Source organism: Ruegeria sp. BB9, from assembly GCF_056539345.1.
In genome coordinates this window covers 152,667-178,965 of the sequence record NZ_JBQFUU010000001.1, presented here as the reverse complement: position 1 = coordinate 178,965, position 26,299 = coordinate 152,667, and the positions used below count along the sequence as shown (strand labels likewise).

Genomic DNA, 26,299 nt, shown 5'->3' with positions numbered 1-26,299 from the left:
AGGCCCGCCATTCGGCGGGCCTTTTTCAATTCATTGACTGAAAGACGCACCCGTCGGAAATCAGCATCGGCGGAGTGGCGCACAACGCTCGGGCCACCTGGAAGGCGGCAAGAACCTTGGGGACATAGTCCCGCGTTTCAGCATAAGGCGGAACACCATTGTGCTTTCGCACCGCGCCTTCACCGGCGTTGTATCCCGCCAGGACGAGAATCGGGTCGTCGTTGAATTCACCCATCAGCCAATCCAGGTATTTCACGCCGCCGGCGATATTCTGTTCCGGCAACATGCTGTCGGTCACGCCGAACCGCTTGGCCGTGGCAGGCATCAGTTGCATCAAACCCTGTGCTCCGGCCGAGCTGACGGCAGTGGGGCGACCGCCTGATTCCACGGACATGACCGCAAGGACCAGCGCTGGCGACACTTTTGTTCCTACAGTCGTACGGAGAATATCGACCCCGCGCTGCTCGACGATCTTTTGGAGGTTCTGCAGCCGCGGAGATGAAATCTGGGTCGCCGCCAGAGCCTGCAGGGCTTCGTCAAGGCGGCCAGGGCCGGCTCGAGTCATATCCGGCGATACCTTGTCCCAGAACGCCTTGTACGCGCCCTCGGGGGTCTTTTTGTTCATTATGTCCGGAAAGGCCGCCGGAGGGACTTTGGTCCGGGCTATGATATCGGGCACGACCAAATCGGGGCCCGTGCTGGGCGCTGAAGGTGCTGATGCGTGTTCTTGCGGACTGATCTGAACCGTCACTCGCGGGCGTTCCCCCGCCTTGGGAGCCTTGATCCGTTTGTATACGCCGCGTGGCTCGATATCCGCGGCAGGTGCCGGAGCCGCCACGGCAACCAGCAACGCCAAAACGCCGGCGCATGTCAGTGCGTCCCGGAAAACCATTTCTGCCTGCCTCATCTGTTCTTTTGAGTTGATTTGATACGCGAATCTTCCCGCAAGGCCAGAAAAACAAAGCGAATTGGGGCGGTTTTGCCTCATTTGGCGCAATTTTGCACCGCCGAAACAGCGCGACGGGTTGGCGTCGAAAATTTTTTATTCTTTCTTTCAATGAGTTACAAGATTAATGACCAAAAAGTTAAGCCTGAGGCAAAAAATTCGTTGTTTGGCCCAATTCCTGCCACGCACGAGGGGCAAACATAGTGCCATACCGAGACGGTCATGAGCCGACTGAGAGATGAAGCTCTGAAAGACCCCGAGGTTTTATTGACTTTTTGATCCTTTAGGAGGGACGTAACATGATCAAGTTCATCAAGAACTTCCGCAAAGACGAAGACGGCGCCGTAACTGTTGACTGGGTCGTTCTGACCGCAGCCGTTGTTGGCCTGGCAGCCGTTGCTTACCAGCAGATCGAAGGCGGCGCGACCGGCCTGGCAACCGACGTTTCAAGCGCCCTGACCAGCGCAACGATCAGCACCGGTTCGAACTCGGCAGCTGGTGGTATCACCACCGCTGGCAGCAACTAAGCTGACTTCATCCCAATCGGGATACAAGGCCGCGCCCAAGGGCGCGGCCTTTTCCTTTTAAGCAAGACAGACGCTGCGCATCGGATTTCGGGCGCCGGGCCAAGCATGGCCCACGTTTGGCCCAATTTCCGCCACGGAGACCGCGTTTAAGTCTTTGATAACTAGTATTTAGGTGCCCGCGAGAATTCTGGTCGCCATCAGAAACCGGAACTGGGCGGAATCACTCTGTCAGGAGGGACGCGAAATGATCAAGTTCATCAGGAACTTCAAAAAAGATGATAGCGGTGCGATCACCGTCGACTGGGTGGTCCTGACCGCAGCCGTCACCGGCCTGGCAGCGATTGCCTACGCTTTGATCCAAGGTGGGACCGAGGGCTTGGCTGACGATGTTGAGGCGGCCCTTTCCGACTCGGCAATCAGCATCAGCACCGGCGACAGCAACACGGCCGTTGGCGGGATCATCACCGGTGGATCGAACGGATCCGGCGGCAACTGATTTTCGGGAACTTGGCCAACCGGCCACATGACAACCGCGCCAGCCGGGCGCGGTTGTTCGCGTTTGCCCCCTGCCTTCTCCGCACCGCACAACCCATGCTGGGATACAGCAGACGCCACGTCACGAGATGCTCGTTCGCAACGTTCTGTGCCAATAAAACAACGAAAAATATCCATTTGTCCCACATTTCGACACAATTCCGATTTAGGAAATATGCTGTTTCAATGTCCTGCCCGGACCGGTACAGGTCCGGCCAGAGCAATAAAGAGGTATACGCATGCGAGCTGTATTTGGTCTTGTCCTGATCGTCGGGGTCGCCCTGGCTGGCGGTGCGGTCTATATGGCCCGCAACTATATTGCCGAGTATCAGAACGCCTTGGCGCGTGAACGGCAGATGGCCGAAGAGGCCCTTGCCAACGCCAAGGTCGACGTCGTTCCGACCGTCGGCGTGATCGTATCTGAACGTCCGCTTAAATACGGCGAGCGCCTGACCCAAGAAGATGTGCGCGTCGTGGAATGGCCTGAGAATGCGGTTCCGGAAGGTTCGTTCACCGATATGACGGCTCTGTTCCCGGAAACCGGCAACAATGAACGCTTTGTTCTGCGCACCATGGAAAAGGACGAGGCCATCATGGAGGTCAAGATCACCCGGCCGGGTGAGCTGGCCGGCCTGACCTCGCGTCTCGAAAAAGGTATGCGCGCGTTCGCCATCAGTGTCGATGTCGCCTCGGGCGTTTCGGGCTTTCTTCGCCCCGGCGACGTTGTTGATGTGTACTGGACCGGATCGCTGCGCAGCGCGGTCGAAGGGGCAAACGGGGAAATCACCCGCTTGATCCAGACCAATATCGAGTTGATCGCCGTCGATCAGACGGCGGGATCGGATGTGACCGGCACGACCATTGCCCGGACCGTCACCGTTGCCGCCACGCCGGAACAGATCGCGGCCCTGGCGCAGGCGCAAAACACCGGACGCCTGTCTCTGGCCTTGGTCGGGGTTCAGGATGAAACCATCGCAAGTGCGATTGAGGTTGACCAACGCAAACTGTTGGGAATCGAAGAAGCAGCGCCCGCACCGAAGAAAGAGGCCGAGAAGGTCTGCACCATCCGGACTCGCCGCGGCGACCAGATCGTCGAGACCCCGATCCCCTGCACAAACTGACGCCCATTCAGAGCGTTACCATGCCCGAGCCGCGCATAATGCGCGGCTCGTTTCGTTTGGGTTGTTGCGCATTGTCCACATAAGGAAAATTCCAGAAACCCTTGATTATTGCAATAAATCTGGAATTCGCGCAGAGTTCATCACCATAGGGCATAAGACCCAAAAAAATAGAGTGGTGATCGGAGAGGCAGGTCACATGACAATACGTTCCTTGATTGGTTCGACCCTTTTGGGGTTGGCCCTAGTTCTGAGCCCGGTCGGCGATTCCGCCTGGGCCCAAAATCTTCGCGTGGTGAAAAAGGGCACGGCGGAAACGCTGGATGTGCCCATGAACCGCGCCATCGTGGTTGAAAGCGAACAGCCGTTTGCGGAGCTCAGCATCGCGAATGCAGGCATTGCGGACATCTCGTCGCTTTCGGACCGCACAATCTACGTCTTGGGCAAAGCGCCAGGCATGACGACGCTGACACTATTTGACGGCGCCGGAAACCTGATCACGAACGTCCGCGTTCGCGTTGCGCCCGATGTGACCGAATTCAAAGAGCGCCTGCGCCAGATTCTGCCAAATGAGCGAATCGAAGTGCGGACCGCCAATGACGGCATCGTTCTCTCGGGCACGGTCTCCAGCGCAGCCAAACTGGCACGTGCTCTGGAACTGGCCGAGCGCTATGCGCCCGAGCGTGTGTCGAACCTGATGAATGTCGGCGGCGTACAGCAGGTCATGTTGAAAGTCCGCTTTGCCGAGATGAACCGGTCGGTCGCCAAGAACCTGTCCGCCTCGCTTGGTTTTTCCGGCGGTGACGCGACCGGTGGTATCAACACGCTGAACAACCAGTTGTCCCTGAGCAACGCGTTGGCCAACAACATCCCGGCGGTTCAGTCGAATACTGGCGCGATTCTGTTCGGCTTTGGCGCAGGCTCCACCCAGGTCCGGCTGCTGCTGGAAGCGCTGGAAGCCAAGGGTCTGGCCCGTAGCCTGGCCGAGCCGAACCTGTCGGCACTGTCCGGGCAGGAGGCAACCTTCCTCGCCGGTGGTGAAGTGCCGATTCCGGTTCCTCAGGATGACGGTGTGGTTGCCATTGAATACAAGGCTTTCGGTGTCGAAATCGACTTCGTTCCGCGCGTCGTCGACGGTGACCTGATCAACCTTGAGATGGCGGCGGCGGTGTCCAGTATCGACACCAGCTCGAACTTCACCATCAACGGTGACACGGTCCCCAGCTTCATCACGCGCCAGACCAGCACAACGGTCGAACTGCGAGATGGTGAGAGCTTTGCGATCGCCGGCCTGATTCAGGACGACTTTACCGACCTGAGCAACCAAATCCCGTGGTTGGGTGACGTACCTGTTCTGGGTGCATTGTTCCGCAGCGCGGAGTACCAGCGCGAGCAGAGCGAACTGGTGATCATCATCACCGCGCATCTGGTTTCCCCGACCCGGGGCGAAGCCCTGGCGCTGCCGACCGACCGCGTGAAGCCGCCCAGCGAATTCGACCTGTTCATGAACGGCAGAACTGCCCGGACGGAACGGGTTGGCAATGGAGCCGCATCGGAAGTCGCCAAGCAGGACTTTGGCAACTCCTACGGCTACGTCCTGGATTGATAGGGAGGACAGACCAATGCAGAAGTGGATCATCACACTGGGTCTTACAGTCGCTGTCGCCAGCTGTACCCGTGAGGCCGGCTATGAAGTGGACCAGGGCGCATTCGGCAACGCAACGCTGAACAACATCCAGGTCATGAACGGCGAGTTGACCTATGGCCAGATCCTGGCGCAGCGATTCGCTGCCGAGGTTCCGACCCAGATCAACTTTGCGTTCGACAGTGCGCAGCTGGATTCGGCAGCACGCCAGATTCTGCTGTATCAGGCGAACTGGATCAAACAGTTCCCCGAAGCACGTTTCCGCGTGTACGGCCACACCGACGCCGTCGGATCCCAGTCCTACAACAACAGTCTGGGTCTTCGCCGCGCGCAAGCGGTCGTCAACTTCTTCGCGCAACAGGGTATTTCCCGCTCGCGTCTGGAAGCCGTTGTTTCCTATGGCAAAACGCAGCCACTGGTGGCCACACCCAATCGGGATCGCCGCAACCGCCGCACCGTTACCGAGGTGTCGGGTCTGGTCGATCGCCATCCCAACATCCTGGATGGCAAGTATGCTGACTTCGTTTATCGCGAGTACATCGAAAGCGCGACATTCAAGAGCCAGCTGCGCCGCGAAACGGCCATCGGCGACACCAGCGAACAATAATCAGAAATTGGGCGGCATCGTCGCCCAATTCCCTACAATTGGTTTTTTTGCGCCCAATTCTTGCCCCACTTCCACGCAACATTGTGAACAATTGGGTGACCTGCGGCCAGAATTGACCGCTTAGGGCGACAGCAAGCTGAAACACGGACTGGTATTGTATCGACGTTTGCTGCGCTCTCACGACGAGGATTGTGTTAATGACGAGCGCAACGCCGCAAAACGACGACACCGGCATTCTGGCCTGTACCATCAGCCGAGATGTCCAGAACTTCGACCTGTTGATCGAGGACATGGAAGCCGCTTTGGGCGAGCGCTGGGGTGACCTTGGCTTTGCCGAGGCTCTGGCCTTTTTCAGCCAGCCCGAAGCTGAGTCACTTCAATTCGTGGCCCTCGCGATCGACGGTGAGGACGAGGACAACCTGACCTTGATGGGTGAGATCATCACCCAGGCCAAGGAAAAGAAGATCAAAGTCGTCCTGATTGCCGAGGACGTGACCCCCGCCGCTCTTCATCAGTTGCTGCGCAAGGGTGCCGATGAATTCGTCCCCTACCCTCTTCCCGAGAACGAACTGCAGGAAGCGATCGACCGCATGAATGCGCCCGAACCTGTCGTGACTCCGCAACAGGTTTCCGTCCCGCTGGCCTCAGGAGCTTCGAAAGAAGGCGCTTTGTTTGTAGTTCAGGGCTTGGCCGGTGGTGTCGGTGCAACGACTCTGGCCGTGAACCTGGCCTGGGAATTGGCAACCGTATCGCAAAAGGATGCACCCAAGGTCTGCCTGATCGATCTGGATCTGCAATACGGAACCATCTCGACCTATCTGGACCTGCCCCGCCGTGAAACCGTGTTCGAAATGCTGTCGGACACCGTGGCCATGGATGACGAAGTGTTTGGGCAGGCTCTGCAGACATTCGACGAAAAGCTGGATGTTCTGACGGCCCCGACCGACATGGTGCCTCTGGATATTCTCACGCACGAAGATATCCAGCGGGTGATCGACATGGCCCGCAAGCACTACGACTATGTCGTGGTCGACATGCCGAAAACGCTGGTGCACTGGTCCGAGACCGTTTTGCAGGCCGCGCATGTCTATTTTGCTCTGATCGAACTGGATATGCGGTCCGCTCAGAACGCGTTGCGTCTGAAACGCGCCCTTCAGGCCGAGGAATTGCCGTTCAACAAGCTTCGCTTTGCGTTGAACCGCGCACCCAAGTTCACGGACCTGAGCGGCAAAAGCCGCGTCAAGCGCATGGGTGAAAGCCTGGGAATCTCGATTGACCTGCAGCTGCCGGATGGCGGCAAGCCGGTCATGCAAAGCGGCGACCATGGTCTGCCTTTGGCCAGCTCGGCCGGCAAGAACCCTCTTCGCCGCGAAATCGCAAAGCTTGCTCAATCCTTGCACAGCCTCGGCAGCAACAGCGCCGAAGCGGCATAACAAAGGCTATCAGGGGGAGAAACCGCCGTGTTCTCACGTTACAAGAAACCATCAGGTGCGCAGCCGGTTGCGACCCCTTCACAAGCCCCCAAGGCCGCCGAAACCCCAGCTGCTCCGGCAGCGGCACCTTCGCCGTCCACCGCGATTGCCCGCAAACCGGTGGCCAAAACCGCGGCGGAAGCCAAGGGCAACGACCGCGAGCGCAAGCGCAAGGAACGGCTGAGCGAAATCAAGATCGAGCTGCATCGGGAGCTTCTGGAAAACCTGAACTTGGCCGCACTGGAAAATGCAGCCGAAGCCGAATTGCGCACCGAAATCAGCGCGATCGCGAGCGAGGTTCTGGAAGCCAAGAGCATCGTTCTCAATCGCGAAGACCGGACCCAGTTGAACAAGGAATTGTACGACGAAGTCACCGGTCTGGGTCCGCTTGAAACACTGCTTCAAGACGACTCGGTCAGCGATATTCTGGTCAACGGTCCGCATCAGATCTTTGTCGAACGCTTCGGCAAGCTCGAACTGAGCGACGTGTCGTTCAAAGACGAAAAGCACCTGATGCGGATCATCGACAAGATCGTGTCCGCCGTTGGTCGCCGGGTCGATGAATCCAACCCCTATGTTGACGCCCGTTTGCGCGACGGGTCTCGTTTCAACGCCATGGTTCCACCGATCGCGGTGGACGGGTCCCTGGTTTCCATCCGGAAATTCAAGAAAGACAAGCTTGGCATCGACGATCTGGTCAATTTCGGCGCGTTTACCGAAGAAATGGCCGCGTATCTTCAGGCCGCCGTCTCCACTCGTCTGAACATCATCGTGTCTGGTGGTACGGGTTCGGGTAAGACGACCACGCTCAACGCGCTGTCCAGCTTCATCGATGACGCAGAACGCATTCTGACCATCGAGGATACGGCGGAACTGCAGCTGCAGCAGACCCATGTGGGCCGGATGGAAAGCCGCCCGCCCAACGTGGAAGGCAAAGGCGAAGTCAGCCCGCGCGACTGTCTGAAGAACGCCCTGCGGATGCGCCCTGACCGCATCATCGTGGGCGAAACGCGCGGCGCCGAGGTGATCGACATGCTGCAGGCCATGAACACTGGCCACGACGGCTCGATGACCACGATCCACGCCAACTCGGCCCGCGACGGTATCTCGCGACTTGAAAACATGATCGCGATGGCCGGGATCGAAATGCCTATCAAGGCCGTGCGCAGCCAGATTGCAAGCGCTGTGAACCTGATCGTCCAAGCCAGCCGTCTGCAGGATGGTTCGCGCCGCATGACCTCGATCACCGAGATCACCGGGATGGAAGGTGACGTAATCTCGATGCAGGAAATCTTTAAATTCCAACGAGTTGGCCTGACGCCCGACAATAAGATCATTGGTCATTTCACGGCCACCGGCGTTCGCAGCCACTATTCCGAACGGTTCCGTCTGTGGGGGTATGACCTGCCCGCATCGATCTACGAACCGACGACAATGTAGGAGATCAGGGCATGCAACTGCCAACCGAGGCGCTCATCTATGTCGCGATCTTCGTCGGGGTTCTGGCGCTGGTCGAAGGTATCTATCTGGTGGCTTTCGGCAAATCCATCAGCCTGAACAGCCGCGTCAATCGCCGTCTGGACATGATCGACAAAGGCGTCGGGCGCGAACAGGTTCTGGAGCAGCTGCGCAAGGAAATGCAGCAGCACATGAAGTCGCAGAGCATTCCGCTCTACTCGCTGTTGGCCGACAAGGCCCAGAAGGCGGCGATTGCCTTCAGCCCGCGGCAACTGGTCATGATCATGGCACTGGTGTCCGTGGTCGCGTTCATGGGCCTGAGCATCGGCACCAGAACCGACACAATCCTGCGGGCAGCTCTGTCGATCGCAATCGGTATCGGCGCTGTCTATGCCTGGGTCAATCACAAGGCCAAGAAGCGCATGGGCATGCTTGAAGAGCAGTTGCCCGATGCCGTGGAACTGATGGTGCGCTCACTTCGGGTCGGCAACCCGTTCGTTTCGACGATCCAGATCGTCGCGAACGAGGTGCAGGATCCGCTTGCGACCGAATTTGGCGTGATTGCCGACGAATGCGCCTATGGCCGTGACGTGGGCGAGGCGTTGAAGGACATGGCCGAACGTCTGGACATGCAGGATTTGCGCTTTCTCGCGGTCGCCGTTGGCATCCAGCAGCAGTCGGGCGGCAACCTGGCCGAGATCCTTGACGGGCTTGCCAAGGTGATCCGCGCACGGTTCCGTCTGTTCCGCAGGGTCAAGGCGATCACGGCCGAGGCGCAGTGGTCGGGCAAGTTCCTGTCGGGGTTCCCACTGTTTTGCCTGGTTTTCATTCTGGTCAAGGACCCCGGGTATTATGACTCGGTTCTGGACCACAAATGGTTCATTCCCGCCTGTTTTGTCGTGGGGATCATGCTGACGCTGAACCTGATCGTCATGCGCATTCTCACCAACATCAAGGTCTGAGGGCACGACCATGGAATTTCTGACCCAAATCAACGACATGCTGACGGATCAATTGGGCGAGTTCGGCCCGCTGATCGTCGTCGGCGTGCTGGGATTGTTCATGGTCCTGGTGACCATTCCGATCCTTTTGAACCAGCCGGAAGATCCCTTGAAAAAGCTGCAGCGTGCAAACGCTGCACCCAAAAAGGAAAAGCGCGGCAAGAAGGATCAGTTGCGCAACTCGGGCCGGAACGAACAGCTTGAAAAGTTCGCGACCTTCCTTGAGCCGAAAGATGAAGAAGAATACTCGGCCATGGAGCTCAAGCTGCGCCAGGCCGGTTACCGCTCGAAAGATTCCGTTCGGTTCTTCCACTTTGCGCAATTTGCGTTGGGGATCACCGGGATCGTTTTGGGTGTTCTCCTGGTGACCGTGTTTTCAAACGGGCAGGAATTCACCGGTCAGCAAATGATGATCCGCGTTCTGGTGCCGGGTGCCATCGGATACTACATTCCCAAATACTGGATCACGCGCCGGATCGAAGAGCGCAAAGAGAACATTATCGCGGGCTTTCCCGACACGCTTGATCTGATGCTGGTCTGCGTGGAAGCCGGTCAGTCTCTGGACCAGGCGATCGTGCGTGTGGCCGGCGAGATGAAGGCCTCCTACCCCGATATTGCGCAGGAATTCGAGATAGTCGCCTATGAGATGAAGGCCGGCAAAGAGAAAGATCAAGTTCTGCGCGATTTCGGGACGCGTTGCGGTGTCCAGGATGTGAGCTCTTTCGTGACGGTGATGATTCAATCGGCCACATTCGGTACGTCGATTGCCGACGCCCTGCGGGTTTATGCCGGCGAGATGCGCGACAAACGCGTCATGCGCGCCGAAGAAGCCGCGAACAAGTTGCCAACGAAAATGACCCTTGCCACAATGATGCTGACGGTGCCGCCGCTGCTGATCATTCTGGTCGGTCCTTCGGCGAAAGGCATCATGGAGTTCGGTAACAGAGGCCAATAAGCCCATGCCCTCACGCAACCGGTGCGCCCGCTTTGGGCTCCACCGCCTAATGATAGCCACCGCGGTTCTTGCCGTGGTGGCTTCGTGTACGGACCCAAGTCTTTCGAACGGGCCTTTTGCCCCCGGCGTCGACCCCAAAGGTGGACCGATTGACGAAATTGCTGTCGGGAACCGATTGATGGCAGCCGGAGAATACGAACTGGCCATGGAATCGTTCACCCGCGCGGCCCTGACGGAAGGGATGACCCCGGAAATCCTGACCTCGATCGGAACCGCCAATCTCGGCCTCAGGCGGCTGGGACAAGCCGAGCCCTTGTTGCGACAAGCGGTCGAGGAAGACCCGGATTGGTCGGTTGCGTGGAACAATCTCGGCGTTCTGCTGATGGAAAAAGGTGAGTATGCCGAGGCCGCGCAGGTCTTCCAAAGGGCCTATGCGCTGGACAATGGCGAAAGTGACGCAATCCGTGACAATCTTCGCTTAGCGCTCGCAAAAATGGAAAATCCTGTTAATAATACACCACAAGAACAAGAATATACGCTGGAGCAGCAAGGGAACGGAGCTTTCCTGCTGCGGAAGAACCAGTAACAGAGGCAAGAGCAGTAAGGGACGCAAAAATGCGCCAACAACTCCTGATTCCGACAGTCGTCGTGTGCGGGCTGATCCTGTCTGCATGCGCAAAAGAAACCGAAGAGGAAAAGGTCGAACGCACGTTCCAGGAAGTGAACGTCATCGATGAGACGAACCTCAACGACGTGATGCTCAATGCGGCTGACCCGAACGAGGCAGTGACCTATTTCCGTGGAGCCGCCGGCAAGAATCCAGATCGGATCGATTTGCAGCGTGGCCTTGCCATTTCGCTGACCCGCGCCAAGCGCAGCACCGAAGCATCGGCCGCCTGGAAGCGCGTGACCGCGATGTCCGGTGCAACGAACGCGGATCGCGTCGATTATGCGGACTCGTTGGTCCGCAGTGGTGATTGGAAGGCGGCAAAGGCAGCGCTGGACCAGATCCCCCCGACCTACGAGACGTTCAAACGCTATCGGCTTGAAGCCTTGGTGGCAGATGCCAGCAAGGATTGGAAGCGTGCGGACCAGTTCTATGAAACCGCAATCGGGCTGACAACACGGCCGGCCGGCGTGATGAACAACTGGGGGTATTCCAAGTTGACCCGCGGCCAATATTCCGAGGCCGAGCGCCTGTTCACCGAAGCCATCCGACAGGACAGTTCATTGTTCACGGCGAAGAACAACCTGGTTCTTGCCCGCTCGGCGCAGGGTAATTATTCCATGCCGGTGATCCCGATGTCCCAGACCGAACGCGCGGAACTCTTGAACACGATGGGCATCTCGGCCGTGAAGCGCGGTGACATCAACACTGCCAAGAACCTGTTCCGGGAAGCAATCGCCACCCATCCGCAGCATTTCGACGAAGCGGTTCGGTCGCTCCGCGCGCTCGAGGAAGCATAAGGCATGGAAATTCCTGCAGTGGCAGCCCAGTGGTTTCTACCATTTGTGCTGCCCATCTGTTTCTATGTCGCGTTCACCGACATGCGGGAAATGAAGATCAAGAACCATGCGGTTACCGCTCTGACCTTGGTTTTTTTGGTGGTCGGGCTGATTGTGCTGCCACCTTGGTCCGGCGATTGGGTTGGGGCCAGCATCGGGCCTTTGCAGTTTTCTCTGCCGGTTTATGCCTGGCAGCTGTTCCATCTGGTGGTCGTGCTGTTTTTTGGCATTCTTCTCAATGCCGCAGGCGCCATGGGTGCGGGCGACGCCAAGTTCTGCGCGGCTGCGGCTCCGTTCGTATGGGTTGGTGACTTCTTGCTGGTGATGGTGATTCTGATGGTCACGACGCTGGCCGCGTTTGCCACCCATCGGCTGGCCAAATACTCCCGCCTGCGCCAGATCGCTCCGAACTGGGAAAGCTGGGATCAGGGCAAGAAATTCCCCATGGGGCTGGCCTTGGGTGCGAGTCTTGGCATCTATTTGATTTTGGGCGCAATTAACGGCTCGTAAACCATCATGTCTGCGCCTTGCCCGCGCCTTGGTCCTGCCACAAAGCTGCGCCAGATTTTCCGCAAGTGGTCCCTTTCGGGACACAAGGATTGACAACTGGATAGACGAGCCGCGCTCATGAACATGCAGACCTCATCCGTTATGGCTCCTCCTGCCCCGAAGGGTCTGGGGGAAATGCAGCTTCCGCTTGTTATGATGCGGGACATCCTTCTGAAGACCGTTTTTCGCAAGAATGTGGACACGGTGAGCGAGATCGCCGCCTCGATCTGTCTGCCGAGTTCGGTGACGCAGGAATTGGTCGACATCGCCCGCGAACAGAAGCTGCTTGAGGCGACGGGGACATTGAACGCCAACAGCGGCAACGAAATGGGCTATCAGCTGACCGACGCCGGCAAGGCACGGGCGCTGGACGCGCTGAGCCAATCCGAATACTTTGGCGCCATGCCCGTTCCGCTGGAGGTCTACCGCGAGCAGGTCAAACGACAGTCGATCCGGAACATCCAAGTCACGCGCGATCAGTTGACCGGCGCCATGGGGCACCTTGTTCTGCCGGACAGCCTGCTTGACCACCTGGGCCCTGCGGTCAGCGCCGGTCGCTCGATCCTGATGTACGGCCCGCCGGGCAACGGTAAGTCTTCGATTTCCAACGGAATTCGGGATGCGTTGGGTGACAACGTCTTTGTTCCGTATGCCATCGAATATGCCGGTCAGGTGATCACCGTGTACGACCCGATCGTGCACACAGCGATCGAGCAAGAGGCTGACGACCCGAACAGCCTGCGCCGCCGCAAGCGGTTCGACACGCGGTACGTCCAGTGTGAACGCCCCACTGTGGTCACGGGTGGTGAACTGTCGCTGAGCATGCTGGACCTTGTCTACAACCCCACGGCGCGCACCTATCAGGCGCCGCTGCAGCTGAAATCGACCGGCGGCATCTTCATCGTGGACGACCTTGGCCGCCAGGCCGAGCCGCCGCAGGCCCTGATCAACCGGTGGATTGTTCCGCTGGAAGAGGGCAAGGACATTCTGGGCCTTCAGTCGGGTGAAAAGTTCGAAGTTCCCTTCGACACGCTGGTCATCTTCTCGACCAACTTCCACCCGAACGAGATCTTCGACCAGGCCGCGCTTCGCCGGATCTTCTTCAAGATCAAGATCGACGGCCCGAACCAGGAAAACTTCCTGAAGATCTTCGCCATGGTGGCCCGCAAGCGCGGCATTCCGTTGGACGAAGCTGCACTGGTACATCTGTTGAAGGTCAAATACCCGACCATCAACAATGTCTATGCGAACTATCAGCCGATCTTCCTGATCGATCAGATGATCTCGATCTGCGAATTCGAGGGCATCCCCTATCAAATGAGCCCGGAATTGATCGACCGCGCCTGGGCGAACATGTTCGTCAAGGACGAGGAAATCGTTAAGTAAGACCGGCCCAAACCGCATTCCGCTTTGTCACCGGGCGGGCTAGTCTGTGCATATGACGCAGATTCCCGCCCGGATTGACACCTGGTTTACCGCCAGAGGTTGGTCCATCCACCCGCATCAACAGGCCATGATCGACCGGGCGCGGGCCCCGGCGACGCTGTTGATCGCGCCCACGGGCGGCGGCAAGACGATGGCCGGGTTCCTGCCCTCGCTGATCGAACTGGCCGAGGGGCGGCACGCGGGGCTGCACACGATCTATGTCTCGCCGCTCAAAGCGCTGGCCGCCGACATCAAGCGCAACCTGCGCGGCCCGGCCGACGAGATGGGCTTGCCGATCCGGATCGAAGACCGCACCGGCGACACCACCCCCACCCAGAAGAAACGCCAGCGCGTGGACCCGCCGCATATTTTGCTGACGACCCCGGAAAGCTTGGCGCTGCTGGCGTCCTACGAAGATGCACCACGTATGTTTCAGGGCGTCCAGCGCGTGATCGTGGACGAGATACACGCGTTGGCCGACAGCAAGCGAGGCGACCAGTTGATGCTGGCGCTAGCCCGCCTTCAGACCCTGTGCCCCAATCTGCGGCGCGTGGGCCTGTCGGCCACAGTCGAGGACCCGGACGCCATCGCGCGCTTTCTGGCCCGCCACCCCGACCCTTGCGACATTGTTCTGGCCGACCCCGGCCCCGATCCCGATATCGCCATGTTGCAAACGGCCGAAATGCCGCCCTGGGCCGGGGGCGGCGCGGCCTATGCCATCCCGGCGGTGCTGGAGCAGGTCCGGCAGCACAAGACGACGCTGATTTTCCACAACACCCGCGCCCAGGCCGAGATCTTCTTTCACAACCTGTGGCTGGCCAATGACGAAGGCCTGCCCATCGGCATCCACCACGGCAGCCTCGACCGGCAACAGCGCGAACGGGTCGAGGCGGCGATGGTTCGTGGAGACCTGCGCGCCATCGTCTGCACCGGCAGCCTCGATCTGGGGATCGATTGGGGCGACGTGGATCTTGTGATCCAGATCGGCGCCCCCAAGAACGTCAAGCGCCTGGTCCAGCGGATCGGGCGGGCCAACCACCGCTACAACGCGCCGTCCAAGGCTCTGCTGGTGCCTGCCAACCGATTTGAGGTGGTCGAGTGTGTCGCCGCGCTGGAGGCCGCACGCGCGCACGATCTGGACGGCGAGCCGCGCGGCCCCGGCCCGCGTGACGTCTTGTGCCAACACATCCTGATCGCGGCCTGCGCCGGGCCGTTCGATGCCGATGCCCTGTATGCCGAGGTCACCTCAGCCGGTCCCTATGCCGATCTGACCCGCGCGGCCTTCGACGCCTGTCTGGAGTTCTGCGCAACCGGTGGCTATGCGCTGCGGGCCTATGACCGCTGGCAACGCCTGCAACAGCGCCCCGACGGGCTGTGGCAACTGCGCGACCCGCGCGCGGCGCATCGCATCCGCATGAACCCGGGCACGATCCAGGACAGCGATACACTGAAGGTCCGGCTGAAGCGCAACCGGGGCGGCAAGCCCTTGGGTGAGGTCGAGGAGGCCTTTGCCGCATCGCTGACCCCCGGCGACACCTTCCTGATCGGCGGTCAGATCGTGCGCTATGAAGGGTTGCGTCAAATGGTCGTTGAGGTCACGCGCCGTGCGGACAAAAAGCCCAAGGTCGCCACCTTCTCGGGCACCAAGTTCGCCACCTCGACCCAGCTGAGCGACCGCATCCTGCGGATGTTCGCACAGCCCGACTGGCCGCAGCTGCCCGAACATACGGGTGAATGGTTGGCCCTGCAGCGCCGGATGTCGCGGCTGCCCGGGCGTGACCGGCTGTTGATCGAGAGCTTTCCCAATGACGGCCGCGAAAACCTGTGCGTTTACGGCTTTGCCGGACGCAACGCACAACAAACGCTGGGCCTGCTGCTGACCAAACGGATGGAGGAAACCGGGCTGGCCCCGCTGGGTTTTGTCGCGACCGACTATGCCACGCTGATCTGGGGTCTGGACGCGGTGACCGACTCCAGCCCCTTGTTCCAGATCGAGGCCCTGCGCGACGGGTTGGACAACTGGCTGGCGGGCAATGCGGTGATGAAACGCACCTTCCGCGCCTCGGCCACCATCGCCGGGCTGATCGAGCGCAACACAGGTGGCCAACGCAAAAGCGGGCGACAGGCGACCTTTTCGTCGGACATCCTGTACGACACGCTGCTGAAATACGACCCCGACCACCTGCTGATGCAGATCACCCGCGAAGAAGCCATGCGCGGGCTGGTCGATTTCGGACGGATCGAGGCCATGATTGCACGCATCGGCGACCGGATCGACCTGATCCGGCTGGATCGGGTGTCACCGCTGGCGGCGCCGTTGCTGCTCGAGGTGGGAAAGGTCCCGGTCAAGGGCGTGGCCGAAGAGCGGCTGCTGGCCGAAGAAAGCGCCCGTTTGTTGCGCGACGCCGGCCTGGAACCCGCCTGAAGAAACGACTTGCAAATCAAGCCCCGACAGGCAAAGAACGGACCATGAACAGCCTTGAATTTTCCTTTGCAGGTGCCCGGCTGCGCGCCATGGGATCGGGCGCCCTTTGGTGGCCTGCGCACGATCTTCTGTGTGTTTCGGACCTGCACTTGGGCAAGTCATCTCGGGTCGTTCGGCGGGGCGGACCGGCCCTGCCCCCTTATGACAACCGAGAGACACTGTCCCGGCTGGCCGCCGATCTTGACACGACCGGTGCCAAGACAGTGGTATGCTTGGGGGACAGTTTCGATGATCTCGAAGCCTCGGAATCGCTGAGCGACGCAGATCGGCTCGAGATTTCTGCGCTGCAAGCCGGGCGGCTCTGGATCTGGATAGAGGGCAACCACGACCCGGGTCCCGTCGCGCTGAGCGGCACCCATCTGGCCGAGTGGAGCCAAGACGTGCTGGTCTTCCGCCATATAGCGGAAACCGACGCGCAAGGCGAAGTTTCAGGGCATTTTCACCCCAAGGTCCGGCTCAATGCGCGGGGCCGCATGATCTCGCGCCCGGCCTTTTTGTTCGACGGGTGTCGACTGATCATGCCGGCTTATGGAACATATACCGGAGGGTTGCGCAGCTCGGACACCGCGTTGTCTCAGTTGATGCAGCCGGACGCCCGCGCCATTCTGACGGGCCCGCAGCCACAGCTGACGGCGATGCCGCGTTAGCCGACAGCTGGTTCAGATCACACCGTCTTCTTCCAGTTTGGGTTTGTATTTGCGGCTGACGGGAACCAGATCATCGTTCCTAAGGCGCAGGTAGGTCTTGCCGTTGTTTTTCTGGATTTCCAGAATGGCCGCGTCCGTGACCCAATGGGATCTGTGGGTACAATGGCCCGAAATCGGTTCCATCTCAGCAATCGCATCAGTAAAGCGCGACCGGATCGTATAAGTTCCGCTGGTGGTCACCACATCAACGTAGTGATCCCGGACCGCAAGCCGCAGGATATCACCACGAAACCCGTCCGGTAGACGGCTCGCCAAACGGGGTTGGGGTGCTTCGATGATGTCGTCATTTTCAGGCGGGGCTTCGCCTTTGCTGACAAGTACCAGACCTGTGCTAAACAGCGCACCGTAAGTGCCAACCGCCAGCAAACCGGGGGCATCGTGGCCACTGGCAGCGTACAGGATCCACGTCAGGATCCACAACGCCGGCGTGAACAGCACAAGGATCACCAAGGCAAACGCCACGTCCCGGACCGTCAGTCCGACGTGGTCCAGACGATCTTTCACCAACTGCCGAGATCCCCAAGTTGCCACAACCGCCAGAATCATCACTCCTGCCCAGAACAACAGACGTACGGAGAAGGGCAGATCCATTTCTCGGAACGGTGGAAAAGTATAGGCGAGCAACGGGATGAACAGAATACCGGCGACCACCCTCTGAGGCGTGCATTCTGCAATGAATGGGCTCAGTTTTGACAACATATCAAAATCAATGAGCAGCCTTTCGGGACCCAGCCCTTGTCCCTCAGACGCCCACTTGTTCACTTCGTAACCGGCTGGAAACTCAAGCTTATCACGAAATGTCAGACAATCAAACACGTTTGCGGCGTGCTGGCGGGGGCGCTTCATCCCCACGTTGGCCCCGGGGCGGAAGCTCCGCCCCAAGGCCGTCAGTGGTCAGGCCGTCAGGCCTTCGGGCTCGGGCAGGCCGTTCGATCGGCAACAGGCCGTCAGGGTGTTGGCCAACAGGCAGGCGATGGTCATCGGACCAACACCACCGGGAACCGGTGTAATAGCGCCTGCGCGCTCGGCCGCGCTGGCATAATCCACGTCGCCGACCAGCTTGGTTTTTCCATCACGCTCGATCCGGTTGATGCCAACGTCGATGACGGTGGCGCCCTCCTTGATCCAGTCGCCAGGCACCATCTCGGGACGGCCCACCGCGGCCACAACGATATCGGCGCGACGCACGACATCGGGCAAGTCCTTGGTACGGCTGTGCGCGATGGTCACGGTGCAGCTGTCGCCCAGCAGCAATTGGGCCATCGGCTTGCCCACGATGTTCGACCGGCCGATCACCACCGCATCCATGCCGGACAACGAGCCATGATGATCGCGCAACATCATCAGGCAGCCCAACGGCGTGCAGGGAACCATGGACTTCTGACCGGTGCCCAACAGACCAACGTTCGAGATGTGGAACCCGTCGACATCCTTGGCCGGGTCGATCGAGTTGATCACCAGGTCCTCATTCAAATGCTTGGGCAGCGGAAGCTGGACCAGAATGCCATGCACCGCGGGATCGTTGTTCAACTTCTCGATCAAGGCAAGCAGATCTGCCTCGGACGTGTCGACATCCAGCTTGTGCTCGTATGAGTTCATGCCCACTTCGACAGTCATCTTGCCCTTGGAGCGGACATAGACCTGGCTGGCCGGATCTTCGCCGACCAGGACCACTGCCAGACCGGGGGTGATGCCGTTTTCTTCCTTGAGTTTTGCAACCTGATCGGCGACTTGTGCGCGGACCTTGGCCGCAAAGGCCTTGCCGTCGATGACTTGAGCTACCATCCTTTGATCCCTTCTTTCAAAAAGCGGATCGGGCGCGAAGGGCGCCCGGTCATTCAGTCAGGGCCGAGCACGTTCTCCTCGCGCGCAATCGACCAATCAATCAAGATGCGCCAAAGCCTTTCGGTCAGATCGGGGTCCATGCCCACCTCAACCGAGTTTGAACGCACCTTTTGCACCACGTCCTCGACACGCTCGGGAATTCGGGCCGGCAGGCCCTCGCCAGGTTTCAATTCGGACGCGCGATCGATGTAGGTTGCGCGCGTCGCCAACAGTTCGATCAGTTGGCGGTCCAGCTTGTCGATCTGAACCCGCAATTCCTGCATGGAATGACAGTCCTGCGGCAGCGTCAGAGTGGGCATCGCAATCTCCTCATGGCCCGGGGATTCCCCGGACCACGAGATGTCTTATTCAGCGGCTTAGAACAAGCCCTCGATCTGCCCTTCGTCGTTGAGGCGGATTGTCTCAGCCGCCGGTTTGCGGGGCAGACCGGGCATTGTCATGATCTCACCGCAGACCACCACGATAAAGCCAGCACCCGCCGACAGGCGCACCTCGCGCACCGGAACCGAGTGGCCGGTGGGCGCGCCGCGCAGCGACGGATCGGTCGAGAAGGAATACTGTGTCTTGGCCATGCAGACCGGCAGATTGCCGTATCCGGCGGCTTCCCATTCCTTCAGCTGGTTGCGGATCTTGGCATCGGCCAGAACCTCGTCGGCGCGGTAGATGCGCTTGGCGATGGTCTCGATCTTTTCGAACAGGGACATTTCGTCAGGGTAGATCGGCGCAAAATTCGCGGTACCGGCATCAGCCAGTTCAACGACTTTTTTTGCCAGATCTGCAGATCCTTCCGAGCCCAGTTCCCAATGCCGCGACAGAACCGCCTCAACCCCATGTTCGGCGCAGTAGTCCTTGACCGCCTGAACCTCGGCATCGGTATCGGTGACGAAGTGGTTGATCGCGACGACGACCGGCACGCCGAACGATTTCACGTTTTCGATGTGGCGGCCCAGGTTGGCACAGCCCGACTTTACCGCGTCGACGTTTTCCGCGCCCAGATCGGCCTTGGCCACGCCGCCATTCATCTTCATCGCGCGAACCGTTGCAACCAGAACCACGGCCGACGGCGCAATGCCGGCCTTGCGGCATTTGATGTTCATGAACTTCTCGGCGCCCAGATCGGCCCCGAAACCGGCCTCGGTCACGACATAGTCGGCCACCTTCAGCGCGGTCTTGGTCGCAATGACCGAGTTACAGCCATGCGCGATGTTGGCGAACGGGCCGCCATGCACGAAGGCCGGGTTGTTTTCCAGCGTCTGGACCAAATTGGGCTGCATCGCGTCCTTCAGAAGAACGGTCATCGCGCCTTCGGCTTTGATGTCGCGGCAGTAAACCGGGGTCTTGTCGCGGCGGTAGGCCACGATGATGTCGCCCAGGCGCTTTTCAAGATCCTTCAGGTCGTTGGCCAGGCACAGGATCGCCATGACCTCGGACGCGACGGTGATGTCGAAACCTGCTTCACGCGGGAAACCGTTCGACACGCCCCCCAAAGAGGCCGTGATCTGGCGCAGGGCGCGGTCGTTCATGTCGACGACCCGGCGCCAAACGACGCGGCGGGTATCGATTTCCAGTTCGTTGCCCCAATAAATGTGGTTGTCGATCATCGCCGACAGCAGCGAGTGGGCGGAGGTGATGGCGTGGAAGTCACCGGTGAAGTGCAGGTTCATCTCTTCCATCGGAACGACCTGCGCATAGCCACCGCCCGCGGCTCCCCCCTTCATGCCGAAGTTCGGACCAAGCGAGGCCTCGCGGATACAGATCATCGCATTCTTGCCGATCCGGTTCAGGCCATCACCCAAACCGACGGTTGTGGTGGTCTTGCCCTCGCCCGCGGGCGTCGGGTTGATTGCAGTCACAAGGATCAGCTTGCCATCTTCGCGGTCCTGGACCGAGTTGATGAAATTCTGGCTTACCTTAGCCTTGTCATGGCCGTATGGCAGCAGGTCGTCGCTCGAGATGCCGATTTTTGCACCAATCTCCTGGATTGGCTTCTTGTTCGCCTCGCGAGCGATTTCAATGTCGGATTTGTAGCTCATTGGGCAAGATCCCTGATTGAATTCCGTGCAAAACCGACGCCGCGCGTCGGTGCTGTCAAATCCATACCGTTGTGTACGGTTTGAATGGATGTGGATTCCGACATTTTCAGGCCGCGAAACGGCGTAGGCCTTGTTCGGGCGTATCTAATCGGAAACCGCCGTCTGTTTTGGGTCCCATGCGCGCTGATCGGGGACGTAAAGGGTCAGAATGTCTCCGAGCCTCAGAAGTCCCGGCCGTTCGACCCAAGCGGTCACCCCGCGCCGGCCCTGTGCGGCTGGTTTGAACCGGGCGCCGTGCCCCGGAGACTCTGCTTCGATTTCCCGTCCGGGCAGGACACAAGGCCGGTTCTCCATATCGACGGTCAGGGTCAATCCCGTATCCGCCTGCAGCCGTGACGAGGGCGGAACATGCGTGAAATCCGGAATGCCCTCAATAACGATACTTGCACCCAAAAGGGCCGGATCCAGCCGGTCCACGCCCATGTCTGAAGCAATGGCCGCCATTTCCTCGGCAGCCAGGATCGTCAGCTGTCGCACGTTGCGGATTTCGGTGCCTTCCGGGTACAGGTTCCTGACCCGCACGCAGGATGGTCGATTGAGTCCTTCATGACGGGCGCCCTTTTCGCCCGAGAACCCAAGGTCAAGCTGCGGCACCGGCTGAGCCCGCAGGGATTGCCCGGCGGGAACGTGGCCCAACCAGACGACCCGGGCCTTGAATTCGGTTTCACGCAGGACAGGCATGCCATTTCCTTTCGACAGCGGATCAAAGTTCGCTGCAGCCTAACGCTCGCTGCCCTGATGGAAAGGCCGAAAAGAAAAGACCCGGCTCTGGGGCCGGGTCTCTTGCATCATGCCGAAGGTTCAGGCTCCATCCCGCCCTCGGGCGGGGTCTTCTTGACCTTGGTCTTGGGAATCGCCGTCACGCTCGCGGCATTGCCGTGATCGGACTTGTCGCTTTCGTCGTCACTCTCATTCGGCGGTTCGCCATTCATGACGCGCTTGATTTCGTCACCCGTCAGAGTTTCGTATTCAAGCAGACCCTGAGCCAGACGCTCCCATTCTTCCTTGTGTTCGGTCAGGATCTGATGGGCGCGGTCATATCCCTGCTGGATCAGCCGTTTGACCTCTTCCTCGATCAGTTCCTTGGTATGGGCCGAAACCGAGAACCCGGCCGTGTTACCCTGATAGCCCTCATGCGCTTCGGCATAATCGATGTTGCCGACCTTGTCGGACATGCCCCAACGCATCACCATGGCCCGCGCCAATTGGCTGGCCTGCATGATGTCGCCGGCCGGGCCGTTCGAGACGTGGTCTTCACCGTATTTGATGACCTCGGCCGCCTTGCCCGCCATGGTCATGGCCAGCTTCTGCTCACATTCGTCCCTGTGATAGTTCAGCTGGTCCATTTCAGGCAGGCTTACCACCATGCCCAGCGCGCCGCCGCGCGGGATGATCGTGGCCTTGTAGACCGGATCGCACAACGGCAGGGTCATGCCGACCACGGCATGGCCGGCCTCGTGATAGGCGGTCTTTTCCTTCTGGTCCTGGGTCAGCACCATCGAGCGGCGCTCGGCCCCCATCATCACCTTGTCCTTGGCGTTCTCGAAGTCTTCCATGGTGACAAAGCGCCGACCGACACGTGCGGCCATCAGCGCGGCTTCGTTAACAAGGTTGGCAAGGTCAGCCCCCGAGAAGCCGGGTGTGCCGCGCGCGATGATGCGCAGATCGACATCCGGACCCAAAGGCGTCTTGCGGGCGTGAACGCCAAGAATCTTTTCGCGACCTTTGATGTCCGGGTTGCCGACGGTCACCTGACGGTCAAAGCGGCCCGGGCGCAGCAGCGCCGGGTCGAGCACGTCCTTGCGGTTGGTTGCAGCCAGGATGATGACGCCCTCGTTTGCCTCGAACCCGTCCATCTCGACCAGCAGCTGGTTCAGGGTCTGTTCGCGTTCGTCGTTGCCCCCGCCATATCCGGCACCACGATGGCGGCCAACGGCGTCGATCTCGTCGATGAACACGATGCAGGGCGCGTTCTTCTTGGCCTGTTCGAACATGTCGCGCACGCGGGACGCGCCCACACCCACGAACATTTCCACGAAGTCCGAACCGGAAATGGTGAAGAACGGAACGCCGGCCTCGCCTGCAATCGCACGGGCCAGCAGCGTCTTGCCGGTGCCCGGAGGGCCAACCAGCAGCGCACCTTTCGGGATCTTGCCGCCAAGGCGCGAGAATTTCTGCGGGTTGCGCAGGAATTCGACGATCTCTTCCAACTCTTCCTTGGCCTCGTCGATGCCCGCCACGTCGTCAAAGGTCACGCGGCCGTGCTTTTCGGTCAGCATCTTGGCCTTGGACTTGCCAAAGCCCATGGCACCGCCTTTGCCACCGCCCTGCATCCGGTTCATGAAATAGACCCAGACACCGATCAGCAGCAGGAACGGCAGCAGCGTGATCAGGAAAGACTGGAAACCCGATTGCTGTTGCTTTTCCGCCCGCACGGGGATGTCTTTCTCGATCAGCAGCTTGGTGACTTCGGCATCACCGGGCTTGATCGTGACGAAATTCCCGCCGGAACTGGTTGTGTAACGGATCTGCTCACCATCCAGCGTCACGCCTTTTACGTCGCCTGCTTCGACGGCGCTTACGAAATCCGAATAGGTTTTTTCATTGCTCTGGAGGGTTCCTCCCGGTCCGCTGAACAGATTGAACAGTGCAAGGATCAACAGGAAGAGAACGACCCAGAAGGCTATATTGCGAGCGTTGCCCAAGAAAATTCTCCCAAAAGACATCGGCAGATGAGGCGCTGCCGGGTTGCCTCTTAAAATAGAGATGATTGAAGCAGGTTCAATGCGATAAAAAAGAAGCCGAAAACTCGGGGAATTTCGGGTTCATTTCAAACGACCATCCGTTCAAAAAACCAGCAAATGGCGCGGACACGATTTGGTCGCCCAGCCAAACGGCGGGCGTGACCATAAGCACCATGCGCGGCACCCCTGTCGCGCGCCAGTCGGGTACTTGTGGCAAACCGGTCTCGCCAAGAGTGCGGATCTGCACTCCGGGCGTGTCCGGTCCTGTCGCGATCCAACGCTCGTCCCAGAGTTCGGCTGGTCGGGCCTCGCATGTCGAAACGGCGGTCAGCTCTCTGCAAAACCACGAACTATTCCCGTCCGTCAGGATTTGACAACCGCTCAGCGTCGACGAACGTCCCGCAATAACGGCCTGTACGACCTGCTCGACTTTGCTTTGCCGCGGCGGGTACCCCGGACCCGTGATCCGCTGGAGGATCCCGACAACAAGCCGGCGCTGTATTTCTTCAGGCAGCGCGCCAAAACCGGCGCGATCCACACGCACCGCACAGGCTGTCTCCTTCGCAACACGGCGGGCGGATTCCTGCGCAAAATGCTCAAGCGCCCGGTTAGCACGCCCGAGGTTCGCAGCAACGCGGGACAAAGTTTCGGCCGTAATCCCCAAGCCGGACAGATGGCCCAACGCCTCGCGGGCCTTTATCCGGTCAAAGCGCAGATCCTGATTCGAAGGGTCTTCGATCCATCGCACCCCCTCAGCCTGCAGGTAGTCCCGCAAAGCGGTGCGCGTTTCGCCCAGCAAAGGTCGCCAAACCGTGACACCGTCCAGATCGCGCGCAAAAGACATGGCCGACAATCCGCGCACGCCAGCGGCGCGCCCAAGACGCATCAACACGGTTTCCGCCTGATCATCTGCGGTGTGGCCCAGAGCGACCGCAGGAATGTCCTGCAACACCGCCCAGTCCCGCAGCAGGCCGTAGCGCGCCTGCCGTGCCTGATCCTGCAGGTTTCCCGACCGGTCCCATCCCGTCCATTTCAGAGTGACATGGGACACGCCCAAATGTGCACATGTCTCGGAAACACTGGCCGCCTCGGCGGCCGCATCCGGCCTCAGGCCGTGGTCGACAGTGGCCGCAAACAGCCGAACATCTTCATCCCGGGCGATCCGGACCAAAAGATGCAGCAATGCAAGCGAGTCGCTTCCGCCGGACACGGCCACGCCCAGTCGCGACGGAAGCGTTTCAGGCAACAGCGCCCTGACGCGCTCCGGAAGGGTGTCGGCTGGTGAGCTCAAGAACAGCTCAGCGACGCCATTTCCTCGGTTGCCGTGGCCAAAAAGGCCGACGACGGGAACCGGACGCCGACTTCTCCAAGCGTGATACAAGCCTGGTCCACCTGGCCCAACCGGCCCAATGCTGCGCCAAGTTCGTACAACGCCTCGGGGGCCACCGGCCCTTCGGAATCGCCAGTAAAGCTGGCAAGGAAAGCCCGGGCCGCTTCGCGGGTGTCCCCCAGCCCTTCCAAGGCCTGCCCTCGCCTCAGATTGGCTTCGGGGGCCAGCGGGCTGCCGGGATACGCGCTGTCAAATTGCGCAAAAAGATCGGCCGCCGTCTGGAAATCTCCGTCCGCAAGGGCTTGCGACGCGGCATCAAAATCGGCTTGTTCACCTACGGCCAGTTCGACCTGATCGCCGTCGGTGGCATCGCCGGGCGTCGTCACCGGAGCGGTGATGGCCGCTGTGTCGCTATCTCCACCCAATGTCAGTGTGTCTTCGCCGGTGAACTCGCAACCGGGTTCCAGCTCGCAGAGACGGAACTCCAGATCTCCGATCCGGTTGGTTCCGTCCGTCACGACATTCTGAACACGCTGATTCAGCTGCTCGGTCTGCCGTGTCAGCCTCTGCAACTCGGCCTCGATGGCGTCAACGCGTTCCAGTATCGAACTGCCGGACAGGTTCGGCGCGGGCGAGCCTGTCGTGGAAAACTCGCGCTTGAGCCGTTGGATTTCGACATGCAGCACCGTCAGCTCCTGGCGGATATCGGCCAGAGTCTGCTGATCCTGCGCTTGCGCGCCGCTGGCAAGGGTCAAAGCCGCCGCCAGAACCAATCCCGCAATTCTCATCCTGTTACCCCGTTGTGGATCCGGTCAGCACGGTGACCGCGCGGCGGTTCTTGGAATAGCATTCCTCGGTGCTGCAGATTTCGATCGGACGTTCCTTGCCATAGCTGATCGTCTGCAGACGGTTTCCGGCCACACCGCGGGAAATCAGGTATTCCCGCGCGGCATTTGCCCGGCGGGCGCCCAGCGCAAGGTTGTATTCCCGCGTGCCCTGTTCATCCGCGTGACCTTCGATCGTCGCGACGTAGTCGGTGTTGGCCAACAGCCACTGGGCCTGCCCCTGAAGGATCGTCTGCGCCTCGGGCGAGAGCGTGGACTGATCCACGGCAAACAGGACCCGGTCACCGATCGCCTGCTGGAAATAGGCGGGCGAACGTGGGTCGCTGGGAGAACCCGGGACGATTGCGCCGTTGCCGCCGGCGCCACCGCCCAAAGCCGAGGGATCGTTGTTGGTACATGCGGCCACCAGCGCCAGCGCGCCCAGAGCCGCAAACTTGCTCAATACGTTCATTTCTGTTGCCTCTTGTCCCGTTTGTTTGTTGACGTCTGTCTATCACAGCCAGCCTG

At 59.9% G+C, this 26,299-nt stretch carries 25 protein-coding genes; 15 read left to right on the top strand and 10 right to left on the bottom strand.

Annotation, left to right across the window (positions count from 1 at the left end):
• Positions 1 to 25: 25 nt before the first annotated feature.
• Positions 26 to 892, bottom strand: coding sequence for a lytic transglycosylase domain-containing protein (locus ACR0FC_RS00870; protein WP_170339382.1), 867 nt, complete (start codon positions 890 to 892; stop codon positions 26 to 28).
• Between the two features lie 353 nt (positions 893 to 1,245).
• Between ACR0FC_RS00870 and ACR0FC_RS00865 the strand changes: the two genes are divergently transcribed.
• The 15 genes from ACR0FC_RS00865 (at position 1,246) to pdeM (ending at position 16,875) form a co-directional block, all read left to right on the top strand.
• Positions 1,246 to 1,473 (top strand): Flp family type IVb pilin, encoded by a 228-nt coding sequence (locus ACR0FC_RS00865; RefSeq protein WP_093962753.1) that lies wholly within the window; start codon positions 1,246 to 1,248, stop codon positions 1,471 to 1,473.
• A gap of 244 nt (positions 1,474 to 1,717) precedes the next feature.
• Positions 1,718 to 1,969, top strand: coding sequence for a hypothetical protein (locus tag ACR0FC_RS00860; protein WP_170337531.1), 252 nt, complete (start codon positions 1,718 to 1,720; stop codon positions 1,967 to 1,969).
• Positions 1,970 to 2,246: 277 nt separating this feature from the next.
• A complete protein-coding gene (cpaB, locus tag ACR0FC_RS00855; protein WP_170337530.1) occupies positions 2,247 to 3,128 on the top strand; it encodes a Flp pilus assembly protein CpaB in 882 nt (293 codons plus the stop codon).
• 196 nt (positions 3,129 to 3,324) lie between these two features.
• Entirely contained in the window at positions 3,325 to 4,731 is a 1,407-nt protein-coding gene (locus tag ACR0FC_RS00850) for a type II and III secretion system protein family protein (protein WP_093963039.1), read from the top strand.
• Positions 4,732 to 4,747: 16 nt separating this feature from the next.
• Positions 4,748 to 5,377, top strand: coding sequence for an OmpA family protein (locus ACR0FC_RS00845; protein ID WP_093962756.1), 630 nt, complete (start codon positions 4,748 to 4,750; stop codon positions 5,375 to 5,377).
• 197 nt (positions 5,378 to 5,574) lie between these two features.
• Positions 5,575 to 6,810 carry a CpaE/TadZ family protein gene (locus ACR0FC_RS00840; RefSeq protein ID WP_093962757.1) on the top strand — a complete coding sequence of 412 codons (1,236 nt, stop codon included), beginning with the start codon at positions 5,575 to 5,577 and terminating at the stop codon, positions 6,808 to 6,810.
• A gap of 27 nt (positions 6,811 to 6,837) precedes the next feature.
• Complete coding sequence (locus tag ACR0FC_RS00835) at positions 6,838 to 8,289, top strand: TadA family conjugal transfer-associated ATPase (protein WP_170337529.1); 1,452 nt, start codon at positions 6,838 to 6,840, stop codon at positions 8,287 to 8,289.
• Between the two features lie 11 nt (positions 8,290 to 8,300).
• The gene (locus tag ACR0FC_RS00830; RefSeq protein WP_093962759.1) at positions 8,301 to 9,269 is read left to right on the top strand and encodes a type II secretion system F family protein; all 969 of its coding nucleotides are present in this window, start codon (positions 8,301 to 8,303) and stop codon (positions 9,267 to 9,269) included.
• 10 nt (positions 9,270 to 9,279) lie between these two features.
• Complete coding sequence (locus ACR0FC_RS00825) at positions 9,280 to 10,263, top strand: type II secretion system F family protein (protein WP_093962760.1); 984 nt, start codon at positions 9,280 to 9,282, stop codon at positions 10,261 to 10,263.
• Positions 10,264 to 10,267: 4 nt separating this feature from the next.
• Complete coding sequence (locus ACR0FC_RS00820) at positions 10,268 to 10,849, top strand: tetratricopeptide repeat protein (protein WP_170337528.1); 582 nt, start codon at positions 10,268 to 10,270, stop codon at positions 10,847 to 10,849.
• 29 nt (positions 10,850 to 10,878) lie between these two features.
• Positions 10,879 to 11,730, top strand: coding sequence for a tetratricopeptide repeat protein (locus tag ACR0FC_RS00815; RefSeq protein WP_170337527.1), 852 nt, complete (start codon positions 10,879 to 10,881; stop codon positions 11,728 to 11,730).
• Positions 11,731 to 11,733: 3 nt separating this feature from the next.
• Positions 11,734 to 12,279: a prepilin peptidase gene (locus ACR0FC_RS00810; RefSeq protein ID WP_170337526.1), complete on the top strand. Its 546-nt coding sequence runs from the start codon at positions 11,734 to 11,736 to the stop codon at positions 12,277 to 12,279.
• Positions 12,280 to 12,396: 117 nt separating this feature from the next.
• Positions 12,397 to 13,704 carry a P-loop NTPase family protein gene (locus ACR0FC_RS00805; RefSeq protein WP_093962764.1) on the top strand — a complete coding sequence of 436 codons (1,308 nt, stop codon included), beginning with the start codon at positions 12,397 to 12,399 and terminating at the stop codon, positions 13,702 to 13,704.
• A 52-nt stretch (positions 13,705 to 13,756) separates the two neighbouring features.
• A complete protein-coding gene (locus ACR0FC_RS00800; protein WP_170337525.1) occupies positions 13,757 to 16,168 on the top strand; it encodes a ligase-associated DNA damage response DEXH box helicase in 2,412 nt (803 codons plus the stop codon).
• A gap of 44 nt (positions 16,169 to 16,212) precedes the next feature.
• Positions 16,213 to 16,875, top strand: coding sequence for a ligase-associated DNA damage response endonuclease PdeM (pdeM, locus tag ACR0FC_RS00795; protein WP_170337524.1), 663 nt, complete (start codon positions 16,213 to 16,215; stop codon positions 16,873 to 16,875).
• 12 nt (positions 16,876 to 16,887) lie between these two features.
• Here pdeM and ACR0FC_RS00790 read toward each other — a convergent pair whose 3' ends face one another.
• The 9 genes from ACR0FC_RS00790 to pal form a co-directional block, all read right to left on the bottom strand.
• Complete coding sequence (locus ACR0FC_RS00790; RefSeq protein WP_254432908.1) at positions 16,888 to 17,781, bottom strand: LytTR family DNA-binding domain-containing protein; 894 nt, start codon at positions 17,779 to 17,781, stop codon at positions 16,888 to 16,890.
• Positions 17,782 to 17,829: 48 nt separating this feature from the next.
• Positions 17,830 to 18,720, bottom strand: a complete 891-nt coding sequence (folD, locus tag ACR0FC_RS00785) for a bifunctional methylenetetrahydrofolate dehydrogenase/methenyltetrahydrofolate cyclohydrolase FolD (RefSeq protein WP_170337523.1) — start codon at positions 18,718 to 18,720, stop codon at positions 17,830 to 17,832.
• Between the two features lie 53 nt (positions 18,721 to 18,773).
• Entirely contained in the window at positions 18,774 to 19,079 is a 306-nt protein-coding gene (locus ACR0FC_RS00780; protein WP_170337522.1) for a chorismate mutase, read from the bottom strand.
• A 57-nt stretch (positions 19,080 to 19,136) separates the two neighbouring features.
• Positions 19,137 to 20,813, bottom strand: a complete 1,677-nt coding sequence (locus ACR0FC_RS00775) for a formate--tetrahydrofolate ligase (protein ID WP_170337521.1) — start codon at positions 20,811 to 20,813, stop codon at positions 19,137 to 19,139.
• A 144-nt stretch (positions 20,814 to 20,957) separates the two neighbouring features.
• Complete coding sequence (locus tag ACR0FC_RS00770; RefSeq protein WP_170337520.1) at positions 20,958 to 21,554, bottom strand: MOSC domain-containing protein; 597 nt, start codon at positions 21,552 to 21,554, stop codon at positions 20,958 to 20,960.
• A 107-nt stretch (positions 21,555 to 21,661) separates the two neighbouring features.
• On the bottom strand, positions 21,662 to 23,578 hold the full coding sequence (gene ftsH / locus ACR0FC_RS00765) for an ATP-dependent zinc metalloprotease FtsH (protein WP_093962771.1): 1,917 nt from the start codon (positions 23,576 to 23,578) through the stop codon (positions 21,662 to 21,664).
• Between the two features lie 76 nt (positions 23,579 to 23,654).
• Positions 23,655 to 24,908: a tRNA lysidine(34) synthetase TilS gene (tilS, locus tag ACR0FC_RS00760; protein ID WP_170337519.1), complete on the bottom strand. Its 1,254-nt coding sequence runs from the start codon at positions 24,906 to 24,908 to the stop codon at positions 23,655 to 23,657.
• Complete coding sequence (ybgF, locus tag ACR0FC_RS00755) at positions 24,905 to 25,735, bottom strand: tol-pal system protein YbgF (protein WP_170337518.1); 831 nt, start codon at positions 25,733 to 25,735, stop codon at positions 24,905 to 24,907. Before ybgF ends, tilS begins: the two co-directional genes overlap by 4 nt.
• A gap of 4 nt (positions 25,736 to 25,739) precedes the next feature.
• Positions 25,740 to 26,243 (bottom strand): peptidoglycan-associated lipoprotein Pal, encoded by a 504-nt coding sequence (gene pal / locus ACR0FC_RS00750; protein ID WP_093962774.1) that lies wholly within the window; start codon positions 26,241 to 26,243, stop codon positions 25,740 to 25,742.
• Between the last annotated feature and the right edge of the window lie 56 nt (positions 26,244 to 26,299).

Bases quoted from the DNA above. Each gene is read 5' to 3' on its own strand.
- ACR0FC_RS00870 (WP_170339382.1), bottom strand. From the start codon at position 892: ATGGTTTTCCGGGACGCACTGACATGCGCCGGCGTTTTGGCGTTGCTG.
- ACR0FC_RS00865 (WP_093962753.1), top strand. From the start codon at position 1,246: ATGATCAAGTTCATCAAGAACTTCCGCAAAGACGAAGACGGCGCCGTA.
- ACR0FC_RS00860 (WP_170337531.1), top strand. From the start codon at position 1,718: ATGATCAAGTTCATCAGGAACTTCAAAAAAGATGATAGCGGTGCGATC.
- cpaB (WP_170337530.1), top strand. From the start codon at position 2,247: ATGCGAGCTGTATTTGGTCTTGTCCTGATCGTCGGGGTCGCCCTGGCT.
- ACR0FC_RS00850 (WP_093963039.1), top strand. From the start codon at position 3,325: ATGACAATACGTTCCTTGATTGGTTCGACCCTTTTGGGGTTGGCCCTA.
- ACR0FC_RS00845 (WP_093962756.1), top strand. From the start codon at position 4,748: ATGCAGAAGTGGATCATCACACTGGGTCTTACAGTCGCTGTCGCCAGC.
- ACR0FC_RS00840 (WP_093962757.1), top strand. From the start codon at position 5,575: ATGACGAGCGCAACGCCGCAAAACGACGACACCGGCATTCTGGCCTGT.
- ACR0FC_RS00830 (WP_093962759.1), top strand. From the start codon at position 8,301: ATGCAACTGCCAACCGAGGCGCTCATCTATGTCGCGATCTTCGTCGGG.
- ACR0FC_RS00825 (WP_093962760.1), top strand. From the start codon at position 9,280: ATGGAATTTCTGACCCAAATCAACGACATGCTGACGGATCAATTGGGC.
- ACR0FC_RS00820 (WP_170337528.1), top strand. From the start codon at position 10,268: ATGCCCTCACGCAACCGGTGCGCCCGCTTTGGGCTCCACCGCCTAATG.
- ACR0FC_RS00815 (WP_170337527.1), top strand. From the start codon at position 10,879: ATGCGCCAACAACTCCTGATTCCGACAGTCGTCGTGTGCGGGCTGATC.
- ACR0FC_RS00810 (WP_170337526.1), top strand. From the start codon at position 11,734: ATGGAAATTCCTGCAGTGGCAGCCCAGTGGTTTCTACCATTTGTGCTG.
- ACR0FC_RS00805 (WP_093962764.1), top strand. From the start codon at position 12,397: ATGAACATGCAGACCTCATCCGTTATGGCTCCTCCTGCCCCGAAGGGT.
- ACR0FC_RS00800 (WP_170337525.1), top strand. From the start codon at position 13,757: ATGACGCAGATTCCCGCCCGGATTGACACCTGGTTTACCGCCAGAGGT.
- pdeM (WP_170337524.1), top strand. From the start codon at position 16,213: ATGAACAGCCTTGAATTTTCCTTTGCAGGTGCCCGGCTGCGCGCCATG.
- ACR0FC_RS00790 (WP_254432908.1), bottom strand. From the start codon at position 17,781: ATGAAGCGCCCCCGCCAGCACGCCGCAAACGTGTTTGATTGTCTGACA.
- folD (WP_170337523.1), bottom strand. From the start codon at position 18,720: ATGGTAGCTCAAGTCATCGACGGCAAGGCCTTTGCGGCCAAGGTCCGC.
- ACR0FC_RS00780 (WP_170337522.1), bottom strand. From the start codon at position 19,079: ATGCCCACTCTGACGCTGCCGCAGGACTGTCATTCCATGCAGGAATTG.
- ACR0FC_RS00775 (WP_170337521.1), bottom strand. From the start codon at position 20,813: ATGAGCTACAAATCCGACATTGAAATCGCTCGCGAGGCGAACAAGAAG.
- ACR0FC_RS00770 (WP_170337520.1), bottom strand. From the start codon at position 21,554: ATGCCTGTCCTGCGTGAAACCGAATTCAAGGCCCGGGTCGTCTGGTTG.
- ybgF (WP_170337518.1), bottom strand. From the start codon at position 25,735: ATGAGAATTGCGGGATTGGTTCTGGCGGCGGCTTTGACCCTTGCCAGC.
- pal (WP_093962774.1), bottom strand. From the start codon at position 26,243: ATGAACGTATTGAGCAAGTTTGCGGCTCTGGGCGCGCTGGCGCTGGTG.